Annotated in this window: 25 protein-coding genes; 20 read left to right on the forward strand and 5 right to left on the reverse strand. The window is 66.4% G+C overall.

Translation table 11 applies throughout. The features are described from left to right. Nucleotides 1-8 precede the first annotated feature (8 nt). The gene (locus ACQCVD_RS01940) at nucleotides 9-356 is read right to left on the reverse strand and encodes a DUF202 domain-containing protein (protein ID WP_426821992.1); all 348 of its coding nucleotides are present in this window, start codon (nucleotides 354-356) and stop codon (nucleotides 9-11) included. Next, entirely contained in the window at nucleotides 353-730 is a 378-nt protein-coding gene (locus ACQCVD_RS01945; RefSeq protein WP_426821993.1) for a YidH family protein, read from the reverse strand. The genes ACQCVD_RS01940 and ACQCVD_RS01945 overlap by 4 nt, the downstream gene beginning before the upstream one ends. Before the next feature lie 54 nt (nucleotides 731-784). Between ACQCVD_RS01945 and ACQCVD_RS01950 the strand changes: the two genes are divergently transcribed. After that, on the forward strand, nucleotides 785-2,458 hold the full coding sequence (locus ACQCVD_RS01950; protein ID WP_426821994.1) for a formate--tetrahydrofolate ligase: 1,674 nt from the start codon (nucleotides 785-787) through the stop codon (nucleotides 2,456-2,458). A 60-nt stretch (nucleotides 2,459-2,518) separates the two neighbouring features. Here ACQCVD_RS01950 and ACQCVD_RS01955 read toward each other — a convergent pair whose 3' ends face one another. Then, nucleotides 2,519-3,391, reverse strand: coding sequence for a RecB family exonuclease (locus ACQCVD_RS01955; protein WP_426821995.1), 873 nt, complete (start codon nucleotides 3,389-3,391; stop codon nucleotides 2,519-2,521). A 38-nt stretch (nucleotides 3,392-3,429) separates the two neighbouring features. On the opposite strand from ACQCVD_RS01955, the gene ACQCVD_RS01960 reads away from it, so the two are divergent. From ACQCVD_RS01960 to ACQCVD_RS02015, 12 genes are all read left to right on the forward strand, one after another. Next, nucleotides 3,430-3,630, forward strand: coding sequence for a hypothetical protein (locus ACQCVD_RS01960; RefSeq protein ID WP_426821996.1), 201 nt, complete (start codon nucleotides 3,430-3,432; stop codon nucleotides 3,628-3,630). 101 nt (nucleotides 3,631-3,731) lie between these two features. Beyond that, nucleotides 3,732-4,991: a M18 family aminopeptidase gene (locus tag ACQCVD_RS01965; protein ID WP_426821997.1), complete on the forward strand. Its 1,260-nt coding sequence runs from the start codon at nucleotides 3,732-3,734 to the stop codon at nucleotides 4,989-4,991. 20 nt (nucleotides 4,992-5,011) lie between these two features. Next, nucleotides 5,012-5,848 carry a tRNA (adenine-N1)-methyltransferase gene (locus ACQCVD_RS01970; protein WP_426821998.1) on the forward strand — a complete coding sequence of 279 codons (837 nt, stop codon included), beginning with the start codon at nucleotides 5,012-5,014 and terminating at the stop codon, nucleotides 5,846-5,848. A gap of 19 nt (nucleotides 5,849-5,867) precedes the next feature. Further along, nucleotides 5,868-7,391, forward strand: a complete 1,524-nt coding sequence (gene arc / locus ACQCVD_RS01975; RefSeq protein ID WP_426821999.1) for a proteasome ATPase — start codon at nucleotides 5,868-5,870, stop codon at nucleotides 7,389-7,391. A gap of 10 nt (nucleotides 7,392-7,401) precedes the next feature. Next, nucleotides 7,402-8,967 carry a depupylase/deamidase Dop gene (gene dop, locus ACQCVD_RS01980; protein ID WP_426822000.1) on the forward strand — a complete coding sequence of 522 codons (1,566 nt, stop codon included), beginning with the start codon at nucleotides 7,402-7,404 and terminating at the stop codon, nucleotides 8,965-8,967. A 56-nt stretch (nucleotides 8,968-9,023) separates the two neighbouring features. Continuing rightward, a complete protein-coding gene (locus ACQCVD_RS01985; protein ID WP_426822001.1) occupies nucleotides 9,024-9,215 on the forward strand; it encodes a ubiquitin-like protein Pup in 192 nt (63 codons plus the stop codon). 5 nt (nucleotides 9,216-9,220) lie between these two features. Continuing rightward, nucleotides 9,221-10,648, forward strand: coding sequence for a Pup--protein ligase (gene pafA, locus ACQCVD_RS01990; protein WP_426822002.1), 1,428 nt, complete (start codon nucleotides 9,221-9,223; stop codon nucleotides 10,646-10,648). Nucleotides 10,649-10,662: 14 nt separating this feature from the next. After that, complete coding sequence (locus ACQCVD_RS01995) at nucleotides 10,663-11,625, forward strand: helix-turn-helix transcriptional regulator (protein WP_426822003.1); 963 nt, start codon at nucleotides 10,663-10,665, stop codon at nucleotides 11,623-11,625. Next, nucleotides 11,626-12,618, forward strand: coding sequence for a WYL domain-containing protein (locus tag ACQCVD_RS02000; protein ID WP_426822004.1), 993 nt, complete (start codon nucleotides 11,626-11,628; stop codon nucleotides 12,616-12,618). It begins immediately after the preceding gene. Between the two features lie 30 nt (nucleotides 12,619-12,648). Continuing rightward, complete coding sequence (gene tatA, locus ACQCVD_RS02005) at nucleotides 12,649-12,951, forward strand: Sec-independent protein translocase subunit TatA (protein ID WP_426822005.1); 303 nt, start codon at nucleotides 12,649-12,651, stop codon at nucleotides 12,949-12,951. Nucleotides 12,952-12,978: 27 nt separating this feature from the next. Beyond that, on the forward strand, nucleotides 12,979-14,052 hold the full coding sequence (tatC, locus tag ACQCVD_RS02010; protein ID WP_426822006.1) for a twin-arginine translocase subunit TatC: 1,074 nt from the start codon (nucleotides 12,979-12,981) through the stop codon (nucleotides 14,050-14,052). 117 nt (nucleotides 14,053-14,169) lie between these two features. Then, a complete protein-coding gene (locus ACQCVD_RS02015; RefSeq protein ID WP_426822007.1) occupies nucleotides 14,170-16,944 on the forward strand; it encodes a DEAD/DEAH box helicase in 2,775 nt (924 codons plus the stop codon). A 48-nt stretch (nucleotides 16,945-16,992) separates the two neighbouring features. Here the strand turns inward: ACQCVD_RS02015 and ACQCVD_RS02020 are convergent, their stop codons facing one another. Next, the gene (locus tag ACQCVD_RS02020; protein WP_426822008.1) at nucleotides 16,993-17,592 is read right to left on the reverse strand and encodes a trypsin-like serine peptidase; all 600 of its coding nucleotides are present in this window, start codon (nucleotides 17,590-17,592) and stop codon (nucleotides 16,993-16,995) included. Between the two features lie 50 nt (nucleotides 17,593-17,642). On the opposite strand from ACQCVD_RS02020, the gene ACQCVD_RS02025 reads away from it, so the two are divergent. From ACQCVD_RS02025 to ACQCVD_RS02040, 4 genes are read left to right on the forward strand one after another with little or no spacing between them, the layout of a single operon-like run. After that, nucleotides 17,643-18,758 carry a M24 family metallopeptidase gene (locus tag ACQCVD_RS02025; RefSeq protein ID WP_426822009.1) on the forward strand — a complete coding sequence of 372 codons (1,116 nt, stop codon included), beginning with the start codon at nucleotides 17,643-17,645 and terminating at the stop codon, nucleotides 18,756-18,758. A 5-nt stretch (nucleotides 18,759-18,763) separates the two neighbouring features. Continuing rightward, nucleotides 18,764-19,546: a 4,5-DOPA dioxygenase extradiol gene (gene ygiD, locus ACQCVD_RS02030; RefSeq protein ID WP_426822010.1), complete on the forward strand. Its 783-nt coding sequence runs from the start codon at nucleotides 18,764-18,766 to the stop codon at nucleotides 19,544-19,546. A 3-nt stretch (nucleotides 19,547-19,549) separates the two neighbouring features. After that, entirely contained in the window at nucleotides 19,550-20,290 is a 741-nt protein-coding gene (locus tag ACQCVD_RS02035; RefSeq protein WP_426822011.1) for an SDR family oxidoreductase, read from the forward strand. Nucleotides 20,291-20,312: 22 nt separating this feature from the next. Then, nucleotides 20,313-21,065 (forward strand): precorrin-6A/cobalt-precorrin-6A reductase, encoded by a 753-nt coding sequence (locus ACQCVD_RS02040; protein WP_426822012.1) that lies wholly within the window; start codon nucleotides 20,313-20,315, stop codon nucleotides 21,063-21,065. Between the two features lie 107 nt (nucleotides 21,066-21,172). Here the strand turns inward: ACQCVD_RS02040 and ACQCVD_RS02045 are convergent, their stop codons facing one another. After that, nucleotides 21,173-22,138: a precorrin-3B synthase gene (locus tag ACQCVD_RS02045; protein WP_426822013.1), complete on the reverse strand. Its 966-nt coding sequence runs from the start codon at nucleotides 22,136-22,138 to the stop codon at nucleotides 21,173-21,175. A 115-nt stretch (nucleotides 22,139-22,253) separates the two neighbouring features. On the opposite strand from ACQCVD_RS02045, the gene ACQCVD_RS02050 reads away from it, so the two are divergent. From ACQCVD_RS02050 to ACQCVD_RS02060, 3 genes are read left to right on the forward strand one after another with little or no spacing between them, the layout of a single operon-like run. Next, complete coding sequence (locus ACQCVD_RS02050) at nucleotides 22,254-22,820, forward strand: FxsA family protein (RefSeq protein ID WP_426822014.1); 567 nt, start codon at nucleotides 22,254-22,256, stop codon at nucleotides 22,818-22,820. Continuing rightward, entirely contained in the window at nucleotides 22,817-24,319 is a 1,503-nt protein-coding gene (gene lnt, locus ACQCVD_RS02055) for an apolipoprotein N-acyltransferase (protein WP_426822015.1), read from the forward strand. The genes ACQCVD_RS02050 and lnt overlap by 4 nt, the downstream gene beginning before the upstream one ends. 50 nt (nucleotides 24,320-24,369) lie before the next feature. Then, entirely contained in the window at nucleotides 24,370-25,173 is an 804-nt protein-coding gene (locus ACQCVD_RS02060) for a polyprenol monophosphomannose synthase (protein WP_426822016.1), read from the forward strand. The last annotated feature ends 78 nt before the right edge of the window (nucleotides 25,174-25,251 follow it).

Raw genomic sequence — 25,251 nt, forward strand, 5'->3', positions numbered from 1 at the left:
TGTCCGGCTCATAAGGGGGTGTGCAGCACCAGCACCAGTGCCACCACCCCGTAGCTGATCATGCTCCCGCTCATGATCAACACCCCACGAACATTCGCGGACGCCCGGCCCTCACGCACCCCCTCGACGTGCCGGTGATAGCGGGAACGCTGGGTCAGGTGGATGAGCAGGGCGACGCCGAACAGCATCAGCACCAGGACAAAGACCCCGGTGCCCAGCACCCCGGCCCAACGCAACAACACCGCAGAGGCCAGGGCATAGGCCATCGCGGTCCGGTTCCAGGACAAATCCGTGCGTTCGGGCTGCAGCCCCGGGTCCGCCGGCCCCGGCCAGGCCGCCGATCCGGGGCCACTCATGCCACGAAGACCCAGATCGCCACCACACTGGCCACGACCAGGGAGCCTGCCAGCAGGGGAATGATCGCCGGCGGAGGCAGGGGCCGACCGTGGCGCATGGCACGTTCCACCCGCAGCCAGCGCACCGCCGATCCCAGCGCGATCAGCAGTCCCATGGCAATGACCACCACCGCGAGGCCGGTCCGCCACTGCTCCGGAACATGTTCGATGGGAAAGGCCGCCAACGCGATGCCGCCGGCCATGAACGCCAGCGAGGTCCGGATCCACGCCAGAAATGTCCGCTCATTGGCCAGGGTGAACCGCGGATCCGGCTCCTCCCCGCCAGCCAACAGGCGCTGCTCCCACCCACTGCGGGTATCACGTGCTTCACTCACAGTCGCTGATCCTATCCCGCTCCCGGCCGCTCGGGCACCGCTAGGCTCTAGACCATGACAGATAACTCCGCCGCCCCCCTGACTGACGCCGACATCGCCCAGAACCACACCCTGGAACCGATCACCACCATCGCCGAACGAGCCGGCATCCCGGACACGGCCGTCATCCCCTTCGGCAGCACCAAAGCCAAGGTGGATCTGACCAGGGTCGGGGACAATGACCACGGCAAGCTGGTCCTGATCACCGGGATCTCGCCGACACCCGCCGGCGAGGGCAAGTCCACGGTCCTGATCGGGCTGGCGGACGCCCTCCGCAACGCCGGGCACCGCGCCGCCGCCGCGATCCGGGAACCTTCCCAGGGACCCGTCATGGGCATCAAGGGCGGGGCGGCCGGCGGCGGCTACTCCCAGATCGTGCCGATGGAGGACATCAACCTCCACTTCACCGGTGACTTCCACGCGATCACCGCCGCGACCAACACCCTGGCCGCGATCATCGACAACCACATCCACCAGGGCAACCAGCTGGGCATCGACCCCCGCAGGGTGACCTGGCAGCGCTGCATGGACGTCAATGACCGCTCCCTGCGCGGAGTGATCACCGGACTGGGCGGCCCGGCGCACGGCACGCCCCGGGAGACCGGATTCACCATCACGGCGGCCAGCGAGATCATGGCGATCCTCGGGCTGGTGGACAACCTGGCGGAGCTGAAGGAACGCATCGGCAAGATCACCATCGGCACCACCTATGACCACCGGCCGGTCACGGTCAACGACCTCCACGCCGCCGGCGCGCTGACCGCGCTGATGAAGGACGCGATCAACCCGAACCTGGTGCAGACCCTCGGCGGCACCCCCGCCTTCGTCCACGGCGGTCCCTTCGCCAACATCGCCCACGGCTGCAACACCCTGATCGCCACCCGCACCGCCCTGCAGCACGCCGACGTGGTGGTCACGGAGGCCGGCTTCGGTTCAGACCTGGGCGCGGAGAAGTTCTTCGACATCAAGGCCCGGGCCGGCGGACTCAACGTCGACGGCGCAGTGGTCGTCGCCACGATCCGTTCCCTGAAGTACAACGGCGGCGTCGCCCGCGAAGACCTGACGACGGAGAACCTGGACGCCCTGCGCACCGGGGTGGTCAACCTGGAGCGCCACGTGGCCAACATCCGCAAGTTCGGGGTAGAGCCAGTCGTGGCACTGAACCTGTTCACCTCGGACACCGCGGCAGAGCGGGAAGCCATGGCCACCTGGGCGAAGGACTTCGGGGTCAACCTGGCCGAGGTCGAGGTGTGGGCCAGGGGAGGAGAAGGCGCCGCAGCCCTCGCGGAGCAGCTGACCGCCCACCTCGACGCCACCTCCCGTCAGCTCTATGACCCGGCCGACGGGGTGGAAGCATCCATCCGCACCATCGCCACCGAGATCTACCGCGCCGACGGCGTGGAGTTCAGCCCGAAGGCGCTCGAGGACCTGGCCACCATCAAGGACAACGGCTGGGACCAGCTGCCGGTGTGCATCTCCAAGACGCAGTACTCCTTCAGCGACGACCCGAAGGCACTCGGTGCCGCCACCGGACACACCCTGCACGTGCGGGAACTCCTCCCACGCACCGGAGCCGGCTTCATCGTCGCACTGACCGGAGACGTGATGACCATGCCGGGCCTGCCCAAGAAGCCCGCCGCCGAAACCATCGACATCGACGACCGGGCACGAGTGACCGGATTGTTCTGACCGCGCCCCCGTGACGCGCCGGAGCGCGGGTGTGGCGCGGCGTCGATAAGCGGCTAAACGCTACTTCTTGTCCGCAGTGGACCCCGGCCACCCCGGATACTCCGGGGGCGTGCCGTCAAAGGCGGGACAGATCGCCTGGAAGGAACACCAACCGCACAGCTTCGAGGTCTTCGGCCGGAAATCCCCGGACTTCCCGTCCGCCTCGATCTTCCCCCACAACTCACCCAGATCCCGCTCGAAGTACTCCAGCTCCTCCCGGGAAGGAGCCAGGTACATCGAATCCATCACCTTCAGATACATCAACCGCAGCTGCGCCGGAATCTGCTGGAACAACCGCCAGTACACCAGCGCGTAGAACTTCATCTGGAACTTCGCCGAAGCACTGTACCGCGGGATCGGCTTCTTACCCGTCTTGTAGTCCACCACGCGCACCTCACCGGTCGGAGCCACATCCACCCGGTCGATGAAACCCCGCACCGGCACCCCATTGGGCAGCACCGTATCCACGTACATCTCCACCTCGTGGGCATCAAAACCCTGCGGATTCTCCATCTCGAAGTAACCGCGCAACAACGCCCGGCACTCCACCAGGAACTCATGGAGCTCCGCCTCCGGCACCAGCTCCAGCAACTCCGGATCCTTGGCGCACATCTGCGCCCAGATCGGCTTCAGGCGCTTGACCGCGCCGGGATACTCCCGCTCCGTACGCGGCTTCTCATGCATCTCCTCCAGCACCGCATGCACCAGATTGCCCTTGACCTGCGGAACCGTCTTCGGCTCCGGCAACCGGTCAATCGAGCGCAACCGGTAGAGCAACGGGCACTGCTGATAGTCATTCGCCCGGGAAGGCGAGAGCGCCAGCGGACGCGGCTTCCTCGGCTTGGCCACGGGCTGGGGAGAAGGGGTATTGGCAGCTTCGAACAGGTCGGTCATGATGCAATAGACCTTATCCGATAGCGAAAGGTTCCCCCATGCCCGCACACCGGCCAGACCCACCCTCCCCGATGGACGGCCAGAACTTCCCGCACTCCTCCGGCTCTCCTACAGCGCGTATACCCGATCCCACCCCACAGGAAGCCGACCAGAGCCGGGAATCCCTCAACACCCGGATCATCACCGCCGCAGTCGCCATCGTGATCCTGGTGGCCATCCTCGCCGTCATCGTGTTCTGACCGGGAACGCACCGATTGTCCCCGGCACCAGGGCGCGCCGGGCCAGCGCGTCGGCGTCCCGGCAGCCCCACGGTGCGGTCGAATTCTGCTTAGCTGGGGACATGAACGATACTCAGGACTTCCTCGACTTCCTCGCCGCCGCCCCCAGTTCCCACCACGCCGCCGCTGAGGTCTCGGCGCGGCTGCAGGCCGCCGGGTTCACCCCCCAGGACCCCGCGCGTGCCTGGGACGCCTCACCCGGGGGACACGTCATGGTCCGCGGCGGGGCCGTGATGGCCTGGTGGGTGCCGGAGGACGCCTCCCCGGACTCCGGTTTCCGGATCATCGGCTCGCACACGGATTCCCCGGGCTTCACGCTCAAGCCGGAACCGGAGTTGCACTCCGCGGGCTGGCAGCAGGCGGCCGTGGAGGTCTACGGCGGCCCCATCCTGGCCTCCTGGCTGGACCGCGAGCTGACCCTGGCCGGCCGGGTGGTGCTCGCCGACGGTTCCGACCGTCTGGTGGACACCGGCCCGCTGCTGCGGATCCCGCATCTTGCCGTGCACCTGGACCGCAGCTCCGAACTCAAGCTCGACCGCCAGGTGCATCTGCAGCCGGTCTACGCCGCCGGGGCACCCGAGCTGTCGGTCATGGACTGCATCGCCGAGCAGATCGGGGTGGCCCGCGAAGACATCATCGCCCACAACCTGATCACCGCGGACACCCAGCCGGGCGCGGTGTTCGGCGGTGCCGGTGACTTCCTGGCGGCTGGGCGCCTGGACAACCTGACTTCAGTGTTCACCTCGCTCAAGGCGATGCTGGGTGCGGTGGCCTCCGGTGACACCGGCTCCGACATCCTCGTGCTGGCGGCCTTCGACCACGAGGAAGTCGGCTCCAACTCCACCACGGGTGCCGCCGGCCCGATCCTGGAGGACGTTCTGGCGCGCACCGCCGGTGCCCTCGGGGCGGATGAGGAGCACCGCCGGCAGATGTTCGCCCGCTCCAGCTGCGTCTCAGCCGACGCCGCCCACTCCGTTCACCCCAACTACGCGGGCAAGCACGATCCGACCCACCACCCGCTGCTCGGGTCAGGGCCGGTGCTCAAGGTCAACGGCAACCAGCGCTACGCCTCCGATGCGGTGACCTCCGGGATGTGGCAGCGCGCCTGCGCCTCCGCCGGCGTACCCAGCCAGACGTTCGTGGGCCGCAACGACGTCCCCTGCGGCTCCACCATCGGACCGATCACCGCCACCCGGCTCGGCATCGACACCGTCGACGTCGGCGTTCCCCTGTTGTCCATGCACTCCGCCCGGGAGCTGGCCGGGGTGCAGGACCTGCTGTGGTTCACTCAGGCCCTTGAGGCATACTTGATAAATCACTGATCACCTCCCGAAAGGATCCCATGGCATACTCCGGCCCCTTCCAACCCGGCGACCGGGTCCAGCTGACCGACGCCAAACGCCGACACTTCACGATCGTGCTGGAGGAGGGCGGGCAGTACCACACCCACAAGGGCGGCATCTCCCACGACGACATCATCGGCCAGCACGAGGGCACCGTCGTCCGCTCCAGCGGAGCCGGGGACTACCTCTGCTTCCGCCACCTCATGGTCGACCACATCCTGTCCATGCCCCGGGGCGCCGCGGTGATCTATCCGAAGGACACCGCTCAGATCCTGATCGAGGGCGACATCTTCCCCGGGGCCCGGGTACTGGAGGCCGGTGCCGGCTCCGGGGCGTTGTCCATGGCCCTGCTGCGCGCGGTCGGTGAACACGGCCAGGTGATCTCCTATGAGATCCGGGAGGACCACCTGGCGTACGCCGAAGCCAACGTCGACGAGTACTTCGGTGCCCGGCCGACCACCTGGACCCCCCGATTAGGTGACCTCAAGGAGGTGACCCCCGCCGATATCGGTGGCCCCGTGGACCGGGTCATCCTCGACATGCTCGAGCCCTGGGAGTGCCTGGAACAGGTCCGCGACCTGTTGATTCCCGGCGGGGTATTCATGACCTACGTGGCCACGGTTCCACAGCTGATGAAGGTCATGGAAGGCATTCGTGAGCTGCAGAGCTTCACCGAACCCCGCGCGTGGGAGTCCCTGGTCCGGGAATGGAAGGTGGAGGGGCTGGCCACCCGCCCCGAGCACCGCATGAACGCCCACACCGCCTTCCTCATCTGGGCCCGGCGCCTGGCCGACGGCGTCACCCCGCCGCGGCCGCAGCGCCGCGCGCGGAAATAGGGGGGACTAGATTGGGTTCATGGAGCAGAACAACACGCACACGGTAGAACCCACGCCAGCTGATCTGAAACGGGAGAACAAGACTCTCTCGGCGCGCAACGCCAAGCTGGCCCAGCTGCTGACAGCCTCAAAGCGGAAACTCCAGGACCTGCAGTCCCAGATTGATTCGCTCGCGGAACCGGCCTCCACCTACGGGGTCTTCCTGGCCTTCGACCGCCGCGGGCATGACGCCGAGGTGTTCACCTCCGGCCGCCGCATGCGGCTGAAGGTTTCGCCGAACCTGGACCGCTCCCAACTGCAGACCGGTGCGCTGGTTCGACTGGGGGACGGCAGCCTGGTGGTCGAGGCCTGCGGTTACCCGGAGACCGGAAACACCGCCACCCTCACCGAACGGATCGGCACGGACCGCGCGCTGGTCTCCGACCACAACGGCGAGGAGAAGGTGGTGCAGCTGGCCACGCCGATCGCAGCCACCGCCCGGGCCGGGGACACACTGCTCATCGATCCGCGGGCGGGCGTGGCCCTGGAGAAGATCCCGAAGACGGAGATCTCCAGCCTGTCCCTGGAGGAGGTCCCGGACATCACCTACGCCGACATCGGTGGTCTGGACACGCAGATCGAGCAGATCCACGACGCGGTGGAGCTGCCCTTCGCCCACCCGGACCTGTACAAGACCTATGAGCTGCAGCCTCCCAAGGGTGTGCTGCTCTATGGTCCACCCGGCTGCGGCAAGACGCTGATCGCGAAGGCCGTGGCCAATTCCCTGGCCTCGCGGGTGGGCGACGGTGCCGCCCCCTCCTGGTTCCTCAACGTCAAGGGTCCGGAGCTGCTGAACAAGTTCGTCGGTGAAACCGAGCGCCGGATCCGGCTGATCTTCGAACGCGCCCGCGAGCTGGCCTCCGCCGGCCGCCCGGTGATCATCTTCTTCGATGAGATGGAGTCGATCTTCCGCACCCGGGGCTCCGGAGTCAGCTCAGACATGGAGACCACCGTGGTGCCGCAGCTGCTGACCGAGATGGACGGCGTGGAATCACTGTCCAACGTGATCATCATCGGCGCCACCAACCGCGAGGAGCTGATCGATCCGGCGCTGCTGCGCCCCGGCCGGCTGGACGTCAAGGTTCGGGTGGAGCGGCCGAACCGCAATGGGGCCCGGGATATCTTCACCCGTTATCTGCGGGAGACGGTGCCGCTGGCGGCCCCGGCCGGGGAACTGATCGACGCCGCCGTCGAGAAGCTTTTTACCCCCCGCCCGTATGTCGAACTGGAGTTGTCCGACGGCAGTCGGGAGGTGCTGCACTACTCGGACTTCATCTCCGGGGCAATGATCTCCAACGTGGTGGACCGGGCGAAGAAGCTCGCCATCAAAGACCAGCTCGCAGGCGTTTCCGACGCCGGGGTGACCGCCACCCACCTGCATGAGGCCATCGAGGCGGAGCAGGATGAGAGCGAGGATCTGCCCAACACGGCCAACCCCGACGAGTGGTCGCGGATCTCCGGCCGGCAGGGGGAGGTCGTGATCTCCGCCCGGGTCCTCCGATAAGGTGTGCTGCATGGCACGTTTCATGGGTACTGAGACTGAGTACGGGATTTCCACGCCGAGCGACCCGGAACTCAGCCCGATCATCACTTCCACTCACGCCGTGGTGGCGTATGCCGCGATGAACACCGGGGCACGCACCCGGTGGGATTTTGAGGACGAGGCGCCGCTGAAGGACACCCGGGGCTTTGACCTGCGGCGCTACCACACCGTTCCGGTGGTGGATCCGAACGCCGTGGGCGTGGCCAACGTGGTCATTGACAACGGTGCCCGGTTCTACGTCGACCACGCCCACCCGGAGTACGCCTCCCCGGAGGTCTCCAACGCCTGGGACGGCATGATCTGGGACGCCGCCGGCGACGTCGTCCTGAACAAGGCCGTGGCCGACGTCGCTGACCTGACCTCCCAGGGCATTTCCATCCTGGACAAGCACGACCCCTGCCCGCCGCTGAAGATCTACAAGAACAACGTCGACGGCAAGGGGGCCTCCTACGGATCCCACGAGAACTACCAGTACAGCCGGAAGATCGACTTCGACGTGGTCACCCAGGCGCTGATCCCGTTCTTCGTCACCCGGCAGGTGATCATCGGTGCCGGCCGCGTGGGCATCGGGGAAGAGGGGGAGACCCCCGGGTTCCAGATATCCCAGCGGGCGGACTACTTCAAGCAGGAGGTTTCGCTGGAGACCACCCTCAACCGGGGCATCATCAACACCCGCGACGAACCGCACGCCAATGCGGTGCACTTCCGCCGGATGCACACCATCATCGGTGACGCCAACATGTCCCAGACCTCGAATTTCCTGAAGCTCGGCATGACCAAGCTCGTACTGGACGCCATCGAGGCTGGGGTGGATTTCACCGATCTGAAACTGGTGGATCCCGTGGAGGACCTGAAACGGATCTCCCATGACCTCACCCTGCAGACCACCGCCCGGCTCGCCGACGGCCGAGAGCTGACGGCCCTGGACGTCCTGCGGATCTACCGGGGGAGGGTGACTCCGGTGGACGAGGTTGACCAGCGGGTCATCGGCCTCTGGGATGAGGTGATGGACCTGCTGGCAGAGGATCCGTTGAAGACCGCACACCTGCTGGACTGGACCGCCAAGTGGTCGCTCATCAAGTCCTACGTCGACCGCGGCATCGATATCGGCGACGCGAAGATCAAGCTGATCGACCTGCAGTACACCGACATCGACCCGGCCAAGAGCCTCTACCACGCCCTGGTCCGCAAGGGCCGCATGAAGACCCTGGTCAGCGATGAGGAGATCACCGCGGCCGCCACGAACCCGCCGGAGAACTCCCGGGCCTGGTTCCGCGGCCAGGTGGTGAGCAAATTCGGCGAGGCCGTGACGGCTGCCAGCTGGCAGACCATGGTGTTCAACCTCGGCTCCGAGTCGGCGAAGCTGACCCTGGACAAGGTCGACGAGGCGGACCGCAACACGGTGGGGCGGTTGATCGACGAGGCGGAGACCATCCAGGAACTGGTGGTCGGCCTCCGGGAGCAGGGCATGCTGTTGGAGACCATCCGCACCCAGCACAACCTGGATCGCCCCGCCAACAAGCCCCACCAGCACTGACCAGCGATCCACCTGCGTTTTTAAATTGTTTAAACAAGACGAGGAGAGGTAATCACATGTCCACTAACCAGTCACAGGTCAGTTCCGGCGGCGGTTCCAACGAGGACGACAACCTGGATGCCACCAGCGCCGGTCAGGCTCAGATCGACACCTCCGGCACCGATGACCTCCTGGCCGAGATCGACGGCCTGTTGGAGACCAACGCCGAAGAATTCGTGCGTTCCTACGTGCAGAAGGGCGGTCAGTAAGCCTGATGCCCGCAACCGAGGCGTTCACCCGGCGCATCGTCGGCCTGGAAACTGAGTACGGCATCACCTGTACCAGCCAGGACGGCAGTCGCCGACTCGGACCGGACGAGATCGCCCGGTACCTGTTCCGGCCCGTGGTCGAACGACACAGCAGTTCCAATGTTTTCCTGCCGAATGCGTCCCGCCTGTACCTGGACGTCGGCGCCCATCCGGAGTATGCCACCGCAGAATGCGACAACCTGATGCAGCTGCTCGAGGCGGACCGGGCCGGAGACATGATCTTCGACGACCTGGCGCAGCGGGCCGAGCGGGCACTGCTCGAGGACCGCATCGGCGGCAAGGTTTATCTGTTCCGAAACAACATCGACTCGGCGGGCAACTCCTACGGTTGCCACGAAAACTATCTCGTCGGGCGTAATGTGGTGCTGAAGAACCTGGGCAACAAGATTCTGCCCTTCCTGATCACCCGGCAGCTGATCTGCGGCGCCGGCACGATCGCCCGTTCCGGCCAGGGTTACCGCGGGGGCTGGGTGGTCTCCCAGCGGGCCGACCATGTCTGGGAGGGGGTCTCCTCAGCGACGACCCGGGCCCGCCCGATGATCAACACCCGGGATGAGCCGCACGCCGACTCCGAGCGCTTCCGGCGGATGCATGTCATCGTCGGTGACTCCAACATGGCCGAACCGACCACCGCCCTGAAGGTCGGGTCGATGATGCTGGTGCTCGAGATGGTCGAGGCCGGTTTCGACTACCCGGACCTGCAGCTGCGCAATCCCAGCGCACATGTCCGGGACATCGCCCGGGACCAGACCGGCCAGACGCTGCTCGAGCGCACGGACGGATCGACCATCACCGCGCTCGAGGTACAGCAGCAGTTCTGTGGGGCAGCACAGCGGTGGCTGGCAGAGCGCCCGGAGGCCGGTACGCCGAACAAGCTGTTGGAACAGGTGCTGGATCTGTGGCAGCGCATGCTGACCGCGATCGAGACCCAGGATTTCTCCGCGGTGGACCGCGAGATCGACTGGGTGATCAAGCGCAACCTGCTGCAGCGCTACCAGGACAAACTCGGCGTTGAGTTGACGGACCCGAAACTCGCCCAGATCGATCTGACCTACCATGACATCCGCCCCGGCCGGGGGCTGTTCCCCGTCTTAGAGTCCAAGGGGCTGATCCACCGGTGGACGGATCCCGCGGACGTGACGGCCGCCCGCACCACCGCCCCGCAGAGCACGCGGGCGAAGCTGCGGGGCCGGTTCCTGACGCGGGCCGGGGAAGTGGGTGCCCCGGTCACCGTGGACTGGGTCAACCTCAAGGTGGACCGCCCGGAGCCCACGACCGTCGCACTGGAGGACCCTTTCGCCACCGCCGACGAGCGAGTGGAGCAATTGCTTGCTTATATGGAAGACAACCGGGAATCGTACGTAGCGGAGTAAGTTAGGCGGCTGTGGTGACCAAGGAAGATGTCCCGATAGAACGGCTGATCAACCTGACGTTCGCGTTATTGGACGCGGAACGGGCGGGACGGCAGTTCCTCACCGGACAATGGCTCCGGACCCACGTCAAAGGCTACCGGGATAAAACCGGCGGCACCGAGTCAGCCGCCGCCCACCGAAAGCTCAAACGGGACATCGCGCTCCTGATCCGGGCCGGGGTGCCGATCGAATCGGTCGCCGGCCGGCAGGGCCCCGGTTACCGGCTCCAAGCCGAGGATTACCCCCTCCCGGAGGTCCAGTTCACCCCTGAGGAAGCCGCCATGCTGGGGTTGGCCGGGGAGATCGGGCAAACGGGGGAACTTGCGGCCTTCACCCGTTCTGGTTGGACCAAGCTGGCGGCTTCCGGAGCGACCCGGGATCTGGCCGCCACCCCCGTCTTCAATGCCGTCAACGACCTCGCCCGACTCGACCCCGCGCAGCTGGATCTACTGCTGAAAGCCTGCCGCGAGGACCGGCGCATCAGTTTCAGCTACCGGCCGGACCGGGTCAGCGAACCGATGACCCGGACGATGGACCCATGGGGGATCGTCAACCATCGCGACCTGCTCTACCTGGTCGGTCATGACATCGACCGGGACGCGCCCCGTAGTTTCCGGATCTTCCGGGTGGCCGACATCGAAGTCATCGGGCAGGCGAGCCACCGGCACGGCGACGACGATCTGCAGCAACTGGTGGAAACCAGCCTGCGACGCCAGAAGACCCTCGTGGATGCCGTCGTGTGGGTGGATCCCGGCCACGCCCTGGAACTCGTAGACCGGGCCGAAGCCCTGGGAGAGGAGCGGTGGCGGCTGGTCGACGCCGACGCCGACTGGCTGGTCCGCACGGCCGCCGGCTACGCGCCCGCTGTGGTACTGGAGAAGCCGGTCGAGTTACGCGAGCAGATCCGGGCGCTGATCGCCCAGGCAGGAGACATCTAGATGACGCGGAAGTCAGAACGTCTGTCGGACCTGGTCCGCATGCTCAACCTCATCCCTTACTTCGAGTCCCACCCAGACCACTCCCTGATGGAGGCCGCCCGCGATCTCGGTCGGCAACCACAGGAGATCCGGGATGACCTCAACCGGCTCTGGTGCTGCGGCCTGCCCGGCCACATGCCGCATGAACTGGTGGACATGGAGGTCGATTTCCGCCGGGTGCAGATCACCAACAGCCAGGGGCTGGACCAACCACTGCGGCTCACCCGCACCGAGGCCGGAGCCCTGCTGCTGACCCTGGAGTCCCTGGAGAATGTGCCGGGGCTGATCAACCGGGGCGCGGTGGTCTCCGCCGCTTCCAAGATCCGCGGGATCATGGGGGAGGAGACAGCGGCGGTCTACGACTCGATCGGCACGGACCTCCCCGCAGAGTCCGACACCGTGGAAGACCTGCGGGAGGCACTGGAATCGGGAAGGAAGCTGGCCTTTGACTACCGTTCCGTCTCCAGCGATTCCTGTCGCCGTCGAGCCGTCAGTCCGGCCCGCGTATTCACCAATGAGGGTGCGATCTACCTTACTGCCTGGGACGAGTCCGTGGACCCGGCGCCGGAGCACCGCACCTTTCGGGTGGACCGGATGAGCGGCACGGAGATCCTGCCGGAAGAAGCCCATCCCCACGCCGCGGAACTGGACTTCGACGCCCGGGACCCCTTCGGGTATTCCGGTGTGGATCTACAGGCTGACCTGCTCATTCGCCCCGACGCCACCTGGTTGGCGGACTATTACCCGATCGAGCTGGGGGAGACGACGCCCAGCGGCATGGTCCGGGCGATGATGCCCGTGGGGTCCATCGACTGGTTTCTGCGCTTCGCCCTGGGACAATCCGACCGGATAGCTGTGAATGGCCCGTCAACTCTACTCGAAGCGCTTCGTCGCCGCGCGGAATTAGCAGCAAGGGCGTATGATGAACCCTCAAGCCACCCAGCCGGGGGCTGAATCTGCAAGTTTGAACATTGAAAGGTGACCATGCCTACTCCCGGATTTTGGGAAATTCTCATCATCGCGCTCGTTGTCATCCTCCTCTTCGGCGCGAAGAAGCTCCCCGATGCCGCCCGCTCCATCGGTCGTTCCATGCGGATCTTCAAGTCCGAGGTCAAGGAGATGGGCAGCGACGGGAACCAGGAGCAGCCGGATCCCCAGGGTCAGCTCCCGCAGGGGCAGGACAACCAGGGGTCCACCGCTCAGGACAGTTTCTGGGAGCAGCCGCAGAACCAGCCGATTCAGCACCCGGAGAACCCGCGGCAGAACCCCACCCAGCAGAACAACTAATTCAGGTGGAGTAACGCAGGTTCATTCATGTCTGATTCTGTCTCGCCCCTGAACGCGAGCACGCCCGCAGCGGGAAAGAAGCGCCGGTTGCGCCGTCGTCCGAAACGTTCGCCAGACGGCTCGATGACGCTGGTCGCCCACTTGAAGGAGTTGCGCCGCCGCGTCATCTACTCGGCGCTCGCCTTGGTCATCGGCACCCTCGTGGGTTTCGCCTGGTACCAACTCACGATCTCTACGCCGTGGTTCACCATCTCCTCCCTGGGGGACATCCTCCGCGGCCCTTATTGTGCGCTGCCGGCGGAGAGCCGGGCCGACTTCTCCCATGACGGGGAATGCCGGCTCCTCGCGACCGGCCCCTTCGAGATGTTCCTGCTGCGCATGAAGGTCGGCGCACTGGCAGGTGTGGTCTTCTCCTCGCCGGTCTGGCTGTATCAGATCTGGGCGTTCGTCACCCCCGGCCTGCACAAAACGGAACGGCGCTGGACCTTCAGCTTCGTCAGCGTCGCGGTGCTCCTCTTCGTCGCCGGTGCGGTGCTGGCCTACTTCGTCGTGGAGTACGGACTCGCCTTCCTGATGACCATGGGTGATGAATTCCAGGCCGCGGCCCTGACCGGTGAGAAGTACTTCAACTTCGTGCTGGCCCTGCTGCTGATCTTCGGGGTCAGTTTCGAGGTGCCGCTCATCATCGGCATGCTCAACGTCGTCGGCATCCTGGCTTATGACGACATCAAGGACAAGCGGCGGATGATCATCCTGATCCTGTTCATCTTCGCCGCAGTGATGACCCCCGGGCAGGATCCCTTCTCCATGATGATTCTGGCGTTCGCGCTGACGATCCTGGTGGAGATAGCCATCCAGTTCTGCCGCATCAATGACAAACGCCGGAAGAAACAGCGGCCGGAGTGGATGGATCTGGACGATGAGGCCGCCTCACCGCTGGACTACATCCCGGCCCCGGTGGCACCGGCTGCCCCTGAACCGGGTGCGCAGGTGCGCACCCAGGCACCGCCGACCCAGCGTCCCGGTGGGGGGCAGCCACCGAAGCCCCAGCGTCCCACCCAGAGCTATGGTGGCGGTTCGGACTTCGACGACGTGCTCTGAGCACCCACCCCGGGCGCGGTGACGGCCCTCCTGCGGATTACCCGCCGCGGGAGGGCCGCTCCTGTTTTGACACCAGCCGTGGAATCCGCCGGGGTGACAAACGGTAGCGTGGGGAGCATGAATGACTCGCACCTGGAATGGTTTCGCGCGCAACTTGGCTTTCCTCTCGATGACTTCCAGATCGACGGATGCCGCGCCGTCGAGGAGGATCACGGCGTGCTGGTGTGTGCGCCCACCGGTGCCGGTAAGACGATCGTGGGGGAGTTCGCCGTGTCCCTGGCGCTCTGGCGCGGCACCAAATGCTTCTACACCACACCGATCAAGGCGCTGAGCAACCAGAAGTACCACGACCTCGTTAAGCTGCACGGTGCGGACGCGGTCGGCCTGCTGACCGGAGACGTCTCCATCAACGGCAACGCCGAGATCGTGGTGATGACCACTGAGGTTCTGCGCAACATGATCTATGCGCAGTCATCGGCCCTGGACCGGCTCAGCCACGTCGTCATGGATGAGATCCACTTCCTGGCGGACCTGTCCCGCGGCGCCGTCTGGGAGGAGGTCATCCTCAATCTCGATGAGTCCGTCAACATCGTCGGCTTATCCGCCACGGTGTCGAACTCGGAGGAGTTCGGCGAATGGTTGTCCACGGTCCGCGGGGACACCGAGGTGATCGTCTCTGAGCACCGACCCGTCCCGCTCGACCAGTGGATGATGGTGGGGAAGAAGACCTACCCGTTGTTCGAACCCGGCTCCGATGAGGTCAACCACGATCTGCAACGGGTCATTGAGCGCCTGGAGGCCGGTGACCGGGAGGAGGGCCGGGCCGACTATGAGGCAGGTAGAGGATTCCGGGCCCGGGCCCGGGGCGACCGTCCGGGGCGGTCCGGCAGGCCACGCGCCGAGGACCGTTACCGTCCGTTGGGACGCCCTGAGGTGCTCCGCGCCCTCCAGGGCCGCAACATGCTCCCGGCGATCGTCTTCATCTTCTCCCGGGCGGGTTGTGACGGAGCGCTCTACCAGTGTCTGCGTTCCCAGCTGATCCTCACCGACCAAAATGAAGCGGATGAGATCGGTCGCATCATCGACGCCGGTGTGGAAGGCATCCCGGAGGAGGATCTGGAGGTCCTGAATTTCCGCCAGTGGAAGGCCGCCCTGAAGCGCGGTTTCGCCGCCCACCACGCGGGCATGCTGCCGGCCTTCCGCCACATCGTGGAGGAACTGTTCGTCAAGGGACTGGTCCGGGCCGTCTTCGCCACGGAGACCCTGGCACTGGGCATCAACATGCCGGCCCGTTCCGTGGTGCTGGAGAAGCTGATCAAGTTCAACGGTGAGGCCCACGTGGAGCTCACTCCCGGCCAGTACACCCAGTTGACCGGTCGCGCGGGACGCCGCGGCATCGACACCCTCGGCAATGCCGTCGTGCAGTGGGCCCCGGCCATGGATCCCCGCGCGGTGGCAGGTCTGGCGTCCACGCGCACCTACCCGTTGATCTCCACCTTTCAGCCCGGCTACAACATGTCCGTCAACCTGCTGGGGACGATCGGCTACGAGCCCTCGCTGCGTCTGCTGGAGAAGTCCTTCGCCCAGTTCCAGGCGGACGGCTCAGTGGTCGACGAAGTCCGGGAGATCGAACGCGCGGAGCACCGGGTGGCCGAATTGCGCTCCCAGCTCGACCAGGCTGTCGCGGCGGTCAACCCACCCACGCGTGACGACGCCCCCGACGCCGCCGAGCAGCTGGTCAGCTACATGCGGCTGCGCCGGGCGCTGAGCGACGAGGAGAAGCAGGCCCGTCGCCACAATCTCGAACAGCGGGAAAGGGAGACCCTGACGATCCTGTCCCGGTTGCAGGTGGGCGAGGTCATCGCGATGCCGGGACGGAAACGTTCGGTGCTGGCGGTGATCGTCACCCCGGCCAACCAGTCGCGGGATCCGCGCCCGATGGTGATCACGGAGACCGGGTGGAGCGGTCGGGTGGACGCCTCCGGCTTCGCCAATCCACCGATCGTGCTCGGACGGATGAAGCTCCCGCGCAACATCACGCACCACCCCCGCAAGAACTCGAAGTTCGTCGTCGACGCCTTCCGGCGCAACAACTTCGGGCGGCCGAAGAAGATGAAGGATCAGGCGCGGGTGCGGGACACCCCGGAAGCGAAGCGGTTGCGCCGTGAGCTGAAGGAGCACCCGGTGCACCACTGGCCGGCCACGGACCGGGAGCAGCTGGCCCGGATCGCCGAGAAGCTGACCCGCCGGGAGCGTGACCTGGCGAAGCTGGAGGGCAAGGTCTCCACCGCCACCGACACCCTCGGGCGCACCTTCGAGAGAATCATCAACCTGCTCACCGAGCTGGATTACGTGGACCAGTCCGAAGGCGAACCCCGTATCACCGAGGAGGGCGAGCGGCTGGCCCGGATCCACAATGAGTCGGATCTGTTTGTCGCGCAGTGCCTCAAACGCGGGATCTGGGATGAACTGGATCCGGCGGAGCTCAGCGGTGTGGTCAGCATGTGCACCTTCGAGAACCGGAAGGAGACCCGCGGCGAGCCGGATGCGGCGACTGACCGGATGGCGGAGGCCATGAACGCCACGGTCCGGATCTGGCAGGAACTCAGCTCCGATGAGCAACGCCACCGCCTGCCGGTCACGCGTTATCCGGAGGCCGGCTTCGCCCTGGCTGTGCACCAGTGGGCCGCCGGCGCCCCCCTGGGCTACTGCATGGCGGCGGCCGCCGAATCCGGTGCCGAGCTGACCCCGGGTGATTTCGTGCGCTGGTGCCGTCAGGTGATCGACCTGCTGGAGCAGGTGGCCAAGACCGGGTACACGAAGCAGCTGCAACGTTCCGCCCGCCAGGCCATCGACGCCATCCAGCGCGGCGTGGTGGCCATCGGCGCCTGATGTCCCAACCTGGCGGGTCCGTTGCCCGGGGTGTGCAACCACACTGATTTAGGACAGTTCGGCCAGCACCCGGACGATGGCCCTCCGGTGCGGGGCAAGCTGGGAGACGGTGGCGATCCGGAGGTTCTTCCCGAAGGGATCCAGGATCAGCGACTGGAGGGCGACCAGACGGCCGTCCACCAGGACAGGCCCACCGGAATCGCCGTGGATCGCCGGCGGATTGTTGTAGAGGACCGCCCCCGACCGGACGAAGGTCCGCAGCTCCCGCGACAGCGCCAGGGGAACGGGCAGGAGCACCCGGCCGGGTTTGCCCCGGCCCTTCCGCTGGTGTCCGCCATAGCCGTGGGTCACGGACCGGCGGAACAACGGGGCCCGGGTGTCCGATACGGCGGGCAGATCCTGCACCGGACTCTCCTTGGCCAACCGGACCACCGCCAGATCGGTCCAGGGCACGCGGCGGACGTCCGCCAGCGTCGTGTGGAAGGCACTGCCGCTGACACCGACACCGGTCCGGTCGGTGTGGAAGTAGTGGGCGCAGGTCAGTGCGAAACGGGTGCGGGTGGCGGGGGAGTACCGCAAATCAGGGGAGATCAACACGCCCGAGCAGTAGCCACCGCGACCGCCGATCTTGATGGTTGCCTCAGTCACGCCCACCCAGCCTACTTAAACCGCGACCGGACCCTTCTACACTTGAGGTCATGACAGAACTTTTTGATTCCTCCGTCTACGCCCGGCGCATCTCACAGGCGGCCCTGGCCGCCGCCAGCGCGGGACTGTCCGGTCTCGTCATCGGCACGGGCCCCGAACTGGCCTATCTCACCGGTTCCTGGATCAGCTCGCATGAGCGACTGACTGCGCTGGTCATTCCGGCGGCGGCACAGCCGGTGATCGTCGCCCCGGCCGTGGACCGTTCCGATCTCGCACACTCGGCTCTGCCCGAACTGGACGTCGACCTCAGCGGTTGGGTGGACGGCGACGACCCGCACCAGCTGGTCGTCGATGCCCTCGGGGAGGACGGTCCGGTGGCCCTCGGCAGCTCCCTGACTGCGGATCACGTGCTGAAAATCCAGGAGAAGCTGGGGGAGCGGAAGACCGTCCTGGCCACCTCCGCGCTGAAGGAGCTGTTCATGCGCAAGGACGCGGACGAGATCGAGCAGCTGCGCCTGGCGGGCCGCGCCATCGACGCCGTGCACGCCGAGGTCCCGGGTCTACTCCGGGCGGGCCGCACCGAGGCGGAGGTCGCCGCTGATCTGGAGAAGCTGATCCTGGCTGAACACGACGTCGTGGACTTCATCATCGTCGGTTCCGGGCCCAACGGGGCTGATCCGCACCATTCCTTCTCGGACCGGGAGCTCAACGAGCACGAACCTGTCGTCATCGACATCGGCGGCACCTACGGGGTGGGCTACCACTCGGACTGCACCCGCACTTATGTGGTCGGCGGCACCGAGGGCGTGGCCGAGGAATTCACCGGTCTCTACCAGGTCCTCTTTGACGCGCAGGAGGCGGCCTGTGCCGCGGTGCGCCCCGGCGTCACGGCGGAATCGATCGATCAGATCGCCCGGGACCACATCGCCGCCGCAGGTTACGGCGAGTACTACATCCACCGCACGGGTCACGGTATCGGCTTGTCCACCCATGAGGAGCCCTTCATCATGGCCGGCAATGACCTGGTGCTGGAGGAGGGGATGGCCTTCTCCGTCGAACCGGGCATCTACCTGCCGGGTAAATTCGGCGCCCGCATCGAGGACATCCTGACGGTCACCGCCGAGGGGGCTGAATACTTGACACGTCAACCAAGAGTGCTACAGTAAGGGCCATGACAACGAACGCACTCTTCGTCGGCCACGGCACCCCGATGAACGCCATCGAGGACAACGAGTTCACCGACACCTGGAAGACCCTCGGCGCCTCGATCACCGAGACCGCGCCGCGGGCGATCCTCTCGGTCTCCGCTCACTGGTACACCCGCGGCACCGGCGTGACCGCCATGACCAACCCCAAGACCATCCATGATTTCTGGGGCTTCCCGCCGGAGCTGAACGCGGTGCAGTACGAGGCCCCCGGTGACCCCGAGATCGCCGAGCTGGTCAAGGACGTCGCCAGGCCGACCCTGGTCCAGCCCGACATGAACTGGGGCCTGGACCACGGCACCTGGTCGGTGCTCAAGCACATGTTCCCCGAAGCGAAGATCCCGGTGGTGCAGCTCTCGATCGACGGCACCAAGACCTTCGCCGAACACGTCGCGCTGGGAAACAGTTTGGCGCGCCTCGCCAAGGAGCACAACGTCCTGCTCGTCGGCTCCGGCAATGTCGTCCACAACCTGTCCATGACGCAGTGGCACGCCGGCAACACCGGCTTCGACTGGGCCGACCGCTTCGACGCCGACGCCAAGGAGATCATGCTGGACAGCCCGGACCGCGCGGAGTCCCTGCTGCACCACGGCGACTTCCGCCGCGCCGTACCCACCCCGGACCACTTCCTGCCGCTGGCCTATATCGCCGGCGCCGCCGCGGCCCTGGGCAATCACTCGGTCGACGTGTTCAACGACCAGCGCACCATGGGATCGCTGTCGATGACGGGTTACCAGGTATCGTCCTAGTGCATGAACGGATCGGTGCTCATTCTCGGTGGAACCAGCGACATCGGCGGGGAGATACTCACCCGCACCTGCGCCGGTCGGCGGGTGTTCCTCGCCGCCCGACGACCAGATTCGCTTGACGACGCCGCGGAGCGCGCGAGGCAGGCCGGCGCCACCGAGGTCCACCGCCTGGCCTTCGAGGCCGCTGACATCTCCTCGCACCGCGCCCTGATCGAGCAGGTCCGCGAAGCCGGGGAGGTCGCGTTGGCGGTGGTCGCCTTCGGCATCCTCGGTGAACAGGAACGCGCAGAGCACGACGAGGCGCACGCGGCCGAGATCGCCACCGTGGACTACACGGCCCAGATGTCGGTGCTGACGATTCTCGCGGACGTCCTCCGCACCCAGGAGACGCCCTCGACCATCGTCGCGTTCTCCTCGATCGCTGGGTGGCGGGCCAGGCGGGCCAACTACGTCTACGGTTCGACCAAGGCCGGCCTCGACGCCTTCTGCCAGGGACTGACAGATGCCCTGCACGGCAGCGGCGTCGCGCTCATCACCGCCCGTCCGGGTTTCGTCATCGGTTCGATGACCGAGGGAATGAAACCGGCTCCACTGTCGGTGACTCCGGCGGACGTGGCCGAGGCCGTGGTGGAGCAGGCGGCGAAACGCCGCAGCGCCACCCTCTGGATCCCGGGCACTCTGCGGCTGTTGGCGTACGTGATGAAAATGGTGCCGCGTCCGCTGTGGCGGCGAATGCCGCGCTAAGATCTCCGGTGAAGGAGGATTGATGCGCGCACTGATTCTGGGTGGGACCGGTCCCGCCCGCGAGCTGGCGGGGAGACTCGATGAGCTCGGCTGGCATGTGACCACCACGCAGCCCGCCGACAAGCCGTACCCCGCCGGTGTGGTCCGCATCGACGGTTTCGGCGGGGCCGCCGGCATGGCCGCGCACCTGATCCAGAATCAGGTCCAGATCATCGTCGACGCCTCCCACCCCTACAATGAGGAGATCACCGAGGACGCCACCGAGGCCTCCCGCGCCACCGGCGTGCCGATCCTGGCGTTGACGACACCGGAATGGCAGGAGCACCCCGGCGACCAGTGGACCCGGGTCCCCACGCCCCGTGCCGCCGCCGACCACGCCGCCCGTCACTTCCGGCACATCCTGCTGGACATCGCCACCGACACCTACACGGATTTTACGTTTGACCCCCGCAATCTCTACATCGTCCGCGGCACACGCCGTGGCCGGATGCCGCACCGCTTCCGGATGCTGCCCGACGTCCCCGCGGAGAGCGTCGGTGCGGAGAAGAAGCTGCTGCAGGACAACCAGATCGACGGTGTGGTCCTGCGCCAGGTCGGCGATGAACCAGGGCAGTTCACCCTCACCGCGGCCCGCGAGCTACGTATTCCGGTGGTGCTGATCGACCGTCCGGCTCCGACGAAGGTTTGGGGGAGGGTCCGCGACGTCGACGACGCCCTCGCCGTCCTGATCGCGCGGCGCCGCCCCGACCCGGAACCCGGCGAGGACTACAGCTGATTCGGTTTCGGTGTCCGGGGCGGCAGAGAGGATGGGTAGGACTGCACCAAGTCTGCTCCGGACCGACTACCCGGCAATGGTCCGGGTCTGACCCCCGGCTGTCTGTTTCACGGCTCCAGCACCTCGTACTCACCGTCACCGGTCGCCTGGTAGAGGGTGTGCTCCTGGCGGGGCCGGCCACAGTTGCGGGCGCAGCCGACGAAGTGGAGCCTGCCCGGAGCACCGGACACCGCGGCCTGCAGGGCGTCGGCCCGGACATCCGAGAGCGCGTGCCGGCAGGAGGGGAGGCCGATACACGCGCTGACCCGCAGCAGGGGAGAGTTCGCGTCGAAGATCAGCCCGAGCGGGGCAAGCACCCGCACCACCTGTTCCGCCACGGACTCGGACAGATCATGGATCAGCAGCGAACGCCAGGGGGTGGCCGTGGTCTCCACGTCGATGACCCCGAGCATCCGCGCGACCTTTGCGTCCAGCATTCCCAGCGGTAGACCGGCCCCCAACGTCACGCTCCCATCGGCGGCTGGAAGCCACCCCACGGGCGGCAGAGGTGACCCGGAGCCGGAACGGGCGGGCCGGGATTGCGGAGTGCAGTCGGACGCGGCCGCGGCGATCTGATCCAGCAGGAGCGCCGTCTCCTGTGGCTCGCCCACCAGCTGCCCGTGCTCGATCAGGCGGGCACCTGATTCCACCACCTGCAGTCCCAGATCCGGACGCTCAGCGAGAATGTCACCGCTGCCGTCGTCGACGCCGAGCAGCAGGCGTGACGACGCCGCGGTGCGTGCCAGGCGGATTTCCAGGGCGTCGACAAGCGGATCAAGCCGTGCAAGGGGAGAGGCGATGATGCTCGGCCCCGGAGAGAACCCGGTGCCGGCCAGGTTTCCCGGCGGTGTTCCCGCGGTGTCCACGCCCCGCACCTGCAGGTTGCCTCGGCTGGTCAGCTGCACTTGTCCGTCGCCGGACTCGGCGAGGTCAGCGAGCTGTTCCCAGCCGCCGACGGGGATTCGGCCACCGGGTAGCCGCAGGCGGAGCACCGAGCCATCGGCGACCGGGAAAAACAGGGGGAAAGCGTGCATGTGGGAGATGTTAATACCAGGGGTGGACAATGCCCGAAACGGTGGATTCAGCCCACAGCGAACGCGGCCATTTCGGGTTCGTGGTAACGGCACATCCGCCGGTAGGGTGAAAAGCGTGCCACTTTTGATTGCGCTTCCGTACTTCCTGCTCGAGGTCCTGACCTTCTGGGCGCTGGCCTCCTGGCTCGGCTTGGGTTGGGCGCTGCTGGTTCTGGTCCTCTGTTTCTTCGGTGGCCTCTGGATCGCCGCCGCCGAAATGCGCCGCATCAGCCGGGCAGCCGCCACCCACAACATCGACCCGGGCCGGGCCGCCGGAGATTACGGTCTGCTCGCCGCCGGCGCGGTGCTGGTCGCCCTACCGGGCATCGCCACTTCCGTGCTCGGCCTGCTGCTGATCATCCCGCCCACCCGAGCCGTGGTCCGGGGGATCCTCGCACGCCGGTTCCGCAGAGCCATCGAGGACATGGGCGTGCGCAGCTTCGAGATGACCAACGCCTACCGCCAGCGGGCCAGCTACGGATCCTTCTCCGACCCGAACGCCCCGCAGGGCCCCGAAACGCCGGAACACCCGGTGATTGATGAAACGGAGATCCAGGAATGGACCTCCCAGCTTGACCCGGATGACTTCCACGACGATCAGGATCCGCGCCAGGACGGTTCAAATGGGCGGGACGATCGGTGACCTTATTGCTCAGGCTCCTGGGCGCTGCCGCCTCGGGCCTGCTGGTCTTCGCCAGCCATGAACCACTGGGCTGGTGGATCGCCGGTATCGCCGGCATGGCGCTGCTCTACATCACGCTGAGCCCCGTGCGGGGGCAGGGGGTCAGCTTACGGGCGGGCGCCGGGTATGCCTTCGTCTACGCCTTGACGCAGTATCTGCTGCTGCTGCCGTGGATCGGGGAGTTCGTGGGCAATCTTCCCTATGTCGCCCTGTCGATCGTGCTCGCGGTCTACGCCCTGCTGACGGGTGTGGCTGGGACGGCGCTCGCCCGGTGGCGCTACGGTTTTCTCGCGTTTCCCTTCCTGCTCACCGCCGTCGAATTCGTCCGCAGCTCCTGGCCCTTCGGCGGCTTCGCCTGGGTCCGTGTCGCCTGGGGGCAGATCAACGGCCCACTGGCGGATCTGGCGCACCTGGGAGGCCCCGCCCTGGTCACCTTCGCCACCGCCTTGGCCGGTGCTGCGCTGGCGGCGGTGATCCTCGGGTCCGGCCGGGCACTGCGCATCCAGGCCGCGGTACCCGTCGTGCTGGTGCTTGTTACCGGTCTGCTCGCCGGTCTCACGGTCAACAGTCCCGAACACACCACGGGCACGGTCAACGTCGCCGCGATCCAGGGCAACGTGCCGCGCATGGGGCTGGACTTCAACGCCCAGCGCCGTGCTGTGCTGGCCAACCACGTCCGGGAGACCGAGAAGCTGGCGGAATCCGGCGAGGACGTGGATCTGGTGTTCTGGCCGGAGAACTCCTCCGACGTCAATCCCTTCACCGATGCCAGGGCCGGACAACTGGTCAACCGGGCCGTGGAGGCGGTGGATGTCCCCGTCCTGGTGGGCACCATCACCACCGATGAGGTGGGGGACCGCAACACGATGGTGGTCATCGACCCCGAGACGGGGACGGGCGACCACCACCACAAGAAGTACCTGCAGCCCTTCGGCGAGTACATGCCGTTCCGGGATTTCTTCCGGTTGTTCTCGCCCTATGTGGATGCCGCCGGTGACTTCAAACCTGGCGACGGTACCGGCGTGGTGGACATGGCCGGGGTCACCGTCGGCATCGCCACCTGCTACGAAGTCATCTTCGACAACGCTGCCCGGGACGCCGTGCACCACGGCGCCCAGCTGCTGACCACCCCGACCAATAACGCCACCTTCGGCTTCACCGACATGACCTATCAGCAGCTGGCCATGAGCCGTCTGCGGGCGATCGAGTTGGACCGCGCGGTGGTCGTGCCGGCCACCTCCGGGGTCTCGGCCATCGTGCACCCCGATGGTTCGGTGTCCCAGTCAACGGGGATCTTCACTGCGGATACCCTGGTGGAAGAGCTGCCGCTGCGGGACTCGATTACCTTCGCCGCCCGTTTTGGTTCGGCCGTGCAATTGATCTTGGTTATGATCGGTGTCATCTGCGCGATCGCGGCGCTGTGGCCGATCGTCCGATCCACCAGGCGCGAACGCCGGTGACCAGGTGGCCGCAGCCCCGCCACAACGATCAACAACAAGGAGAACATTTGATGGATAAGCCCAGCGACAGAACCCTGGTCATCATCCCCACGTTCAATGAACTGGAGAACCTGCCGTTGATCGTCGGTCGGGTCAGGAAGGCCGCGCCGGACGTCGACATCCTCATCGTCGACGACAACAGCCCGGACGGTACAGGGGAGAAGGCCGATGCGCTGGCGTCCGAGGACGAGCACATCCACGTCCTCCACCGCGAGGGCAAGGGTGGTCTCTGTGGCGCCTACGTCGCCGGCTTCCGCTGGGGTTTGGAACGCGCCTACGGCGTCCTGTGCGAGATGGACGCCGACGGCTCCCATGCTCCGGAACAGCTGCACCTGCTGCTCGACGAGATCGACCAGGGCGCCGACGTCGTGATCGGTTCGCGGTACATCGACGGCGGCAAGGTGGTCAACTGGCCGAAGAACCGGTGGGTGTTGTCCCGCGGCGGCAACCTCTACATCTCCCTGGCCCTGGGCACCGGGTTGACGGACATGACCGCCGGTTACCGCGCCTACCGCCGTAACTTCCTCAAGGAGATCGACCTGACCGAGCTATCGAACGCCGGTTATATCTTCCAGGTGGACCTGGCCTGGCGTGCGGTCTCCGGAAATTATGATGTCCGCGAGGTTCCGATCACCTTCACCGAACGTGAGATCGGGGAGTCCAAGTTGGACGGCAGCTTCGTCAAGGATTCTCTGGGGGTGGTCACCCAGTGGGGCCTCAAGCACCGCGGGGCCCAGGTAAAGGACCTGAGCGTCGAGATGGGCAAGTTGATCCGCTACGAGGCGAACAAGTTCCGCCGCAAGCACAACCTCTGATGGGTCGCTGAGCCCGAGACGCTGACGGCCACCGCCCCGTTACCGGGGAGGTGGCCGTCAGTCCGTGCAAGGGGTGGC

The sequence above is a fragment of the Corynebacterium halotolerans genome (assembly GCF_050107895.1).
In the GTDB taxonomy this organism is placed as follows: domain Bacteria; phylum Actinomycetota; class Actinomycetes; order Mycobacteriales; family Mycobacteriaceae; genus Corynebacterium; species Corynebacterium halotolerans_B.

Bases quoted from the DNA above. Each gene is read 5' to 3' on its own strand.
- ACQCVD_RS01940 (WP_426821992.1), bottom strand. From the start codon at position 356: ATGAGTGGCCCCGGATCGGCGGCCTGGCCGGGGCCGGCGGACCCGGGG.
- ACQCVD_RS01950 (WP_426821994.1), top strand. From the start codon at position 785: ATGACAGATAACTCCGCCGCCCCCCTGACTGACGCCGACATCGCCCAG.
- ACQCVD_RS01955 (WP_426821995.1), bottom strand. From the start codon at position 3,391: ATGACCGACCTGTTCGAAGCTGCCAATACCCCTTCTCCCCAGCCCGTG.
- ACQCVD_RS01960 (WP_426821996.1), top strand. From the start codon at position 3,430: ATGCCCGCACACCGGCCAGACCCACCCTCCCCGATGGACGGCCAGAAC.
- ACQCVD_RS01965 (WP_426821997.1), top strand. From the start codon at position 3,732: ATGAACGATACTCAGGACTTCCTCGACTTCCTCGCCGCCGCCCCCAGT.
- ACQCVD_RS01970 (WP_426821998.1), top strand. From the start codon at position 5,012: ATGGCATACTCCGGCCCCTTCCAACCCGGCGACCGGGTCCAGCTGACC.
- arc (WP_426821999.1), top strand. From the start codon at position 5,868: ATGGAGCAGAACAACACGCACACGGTAGAACCCACGCCAGCTGATCTG.
- dop (WP_426822000.1), top strand. From the start codon at position 7,402: ATGGCACGTTTCATGGGTACTGAGACTGAGTACGGGATTTCCACGCCG.
- ACQCVD_RS01985 (WP_426822001.1), top strand. From the start codon at position 9,024: ATGTCCACTAACCAGTCACAGGTCAGTTCCGGCGGCGGTTCCAACGAG.
- pafA (WP_426822002.1), top strand. From the start codon at position 9,221: ATGCCCGCAACCGAGGCGTTCACCCGGCGCATCGTCGGCCTGGAAACT.
- ACQCVD_RS02000 (WP_426822004.1), top strand. From the start codon at position 11,626: ATGACGCGGAAGTCAGAACGTCTGTCGGACCTGGTCCGCATGCTCAAC.
- tatA (WP_426822005.1), top strand. From the start codon at position 12,649: ATGCCTACTCCCGGATTTTGGGAAATTCTCATCATCGCGCTCGTTGTC.
- tatC (WP_426822006.1), top strand. From the start codon at position 12,979: ATGTCTGATTCTGTCTCGCCCCTGAACGCGAGCACGCCCGCAGCGGGA.
- ACQCVD_RS02015 (WP_426822007.1), top strand. From the start codon at position 14,170: ATGAATGACTCGCACCTGGAATGGTTTCGCGCGCAACTTGGCTTTCCT.
- ACQCVD_RS02025 (WP_426822009.1), top strand. From the start codon at position 17,643: ATGACAGAACTTTTTGATTCCTCCGTCTACGCCCGGCGCATCTCACAG.
- ygiD (WP_426822010.1), top strand. From the start codon at position 18,764: ATGACAACGAACGCACTCTTCGTCGGCCACGGCACCCCGATGAACGCC.
- ACQCVD_RS02035 (WP_426822011.1), top strand. From the start codon at position 19,550: ATGAACGGATCGGTGCTCATTCTCGGTGGAACCAGCGACATCGGCGGG.
- ACQCVD_RS02040 (WP_426822012.1), top strand. From the start codon at position 20,313: ATGCGCGCACTGATTCTGGGTGGGACCGGTCCCGCCCGCGAGCTGGCG.
- ACQCVD_RS02045 (WP_426822013.1), bottom strand. From the start codon at position 22,138: ATGCACGCTTTCCCCCTGTTTTTCCCGGTCGCCGATGGCTCGGTGCTC.
- ACQCVD_RS02060 (WP_426822016.1), top strand. From the start codon at position 24,370: ATGGATAAGCCCAGCGACAGAACCCTGGTCATCATCCCCACGTTCAAT.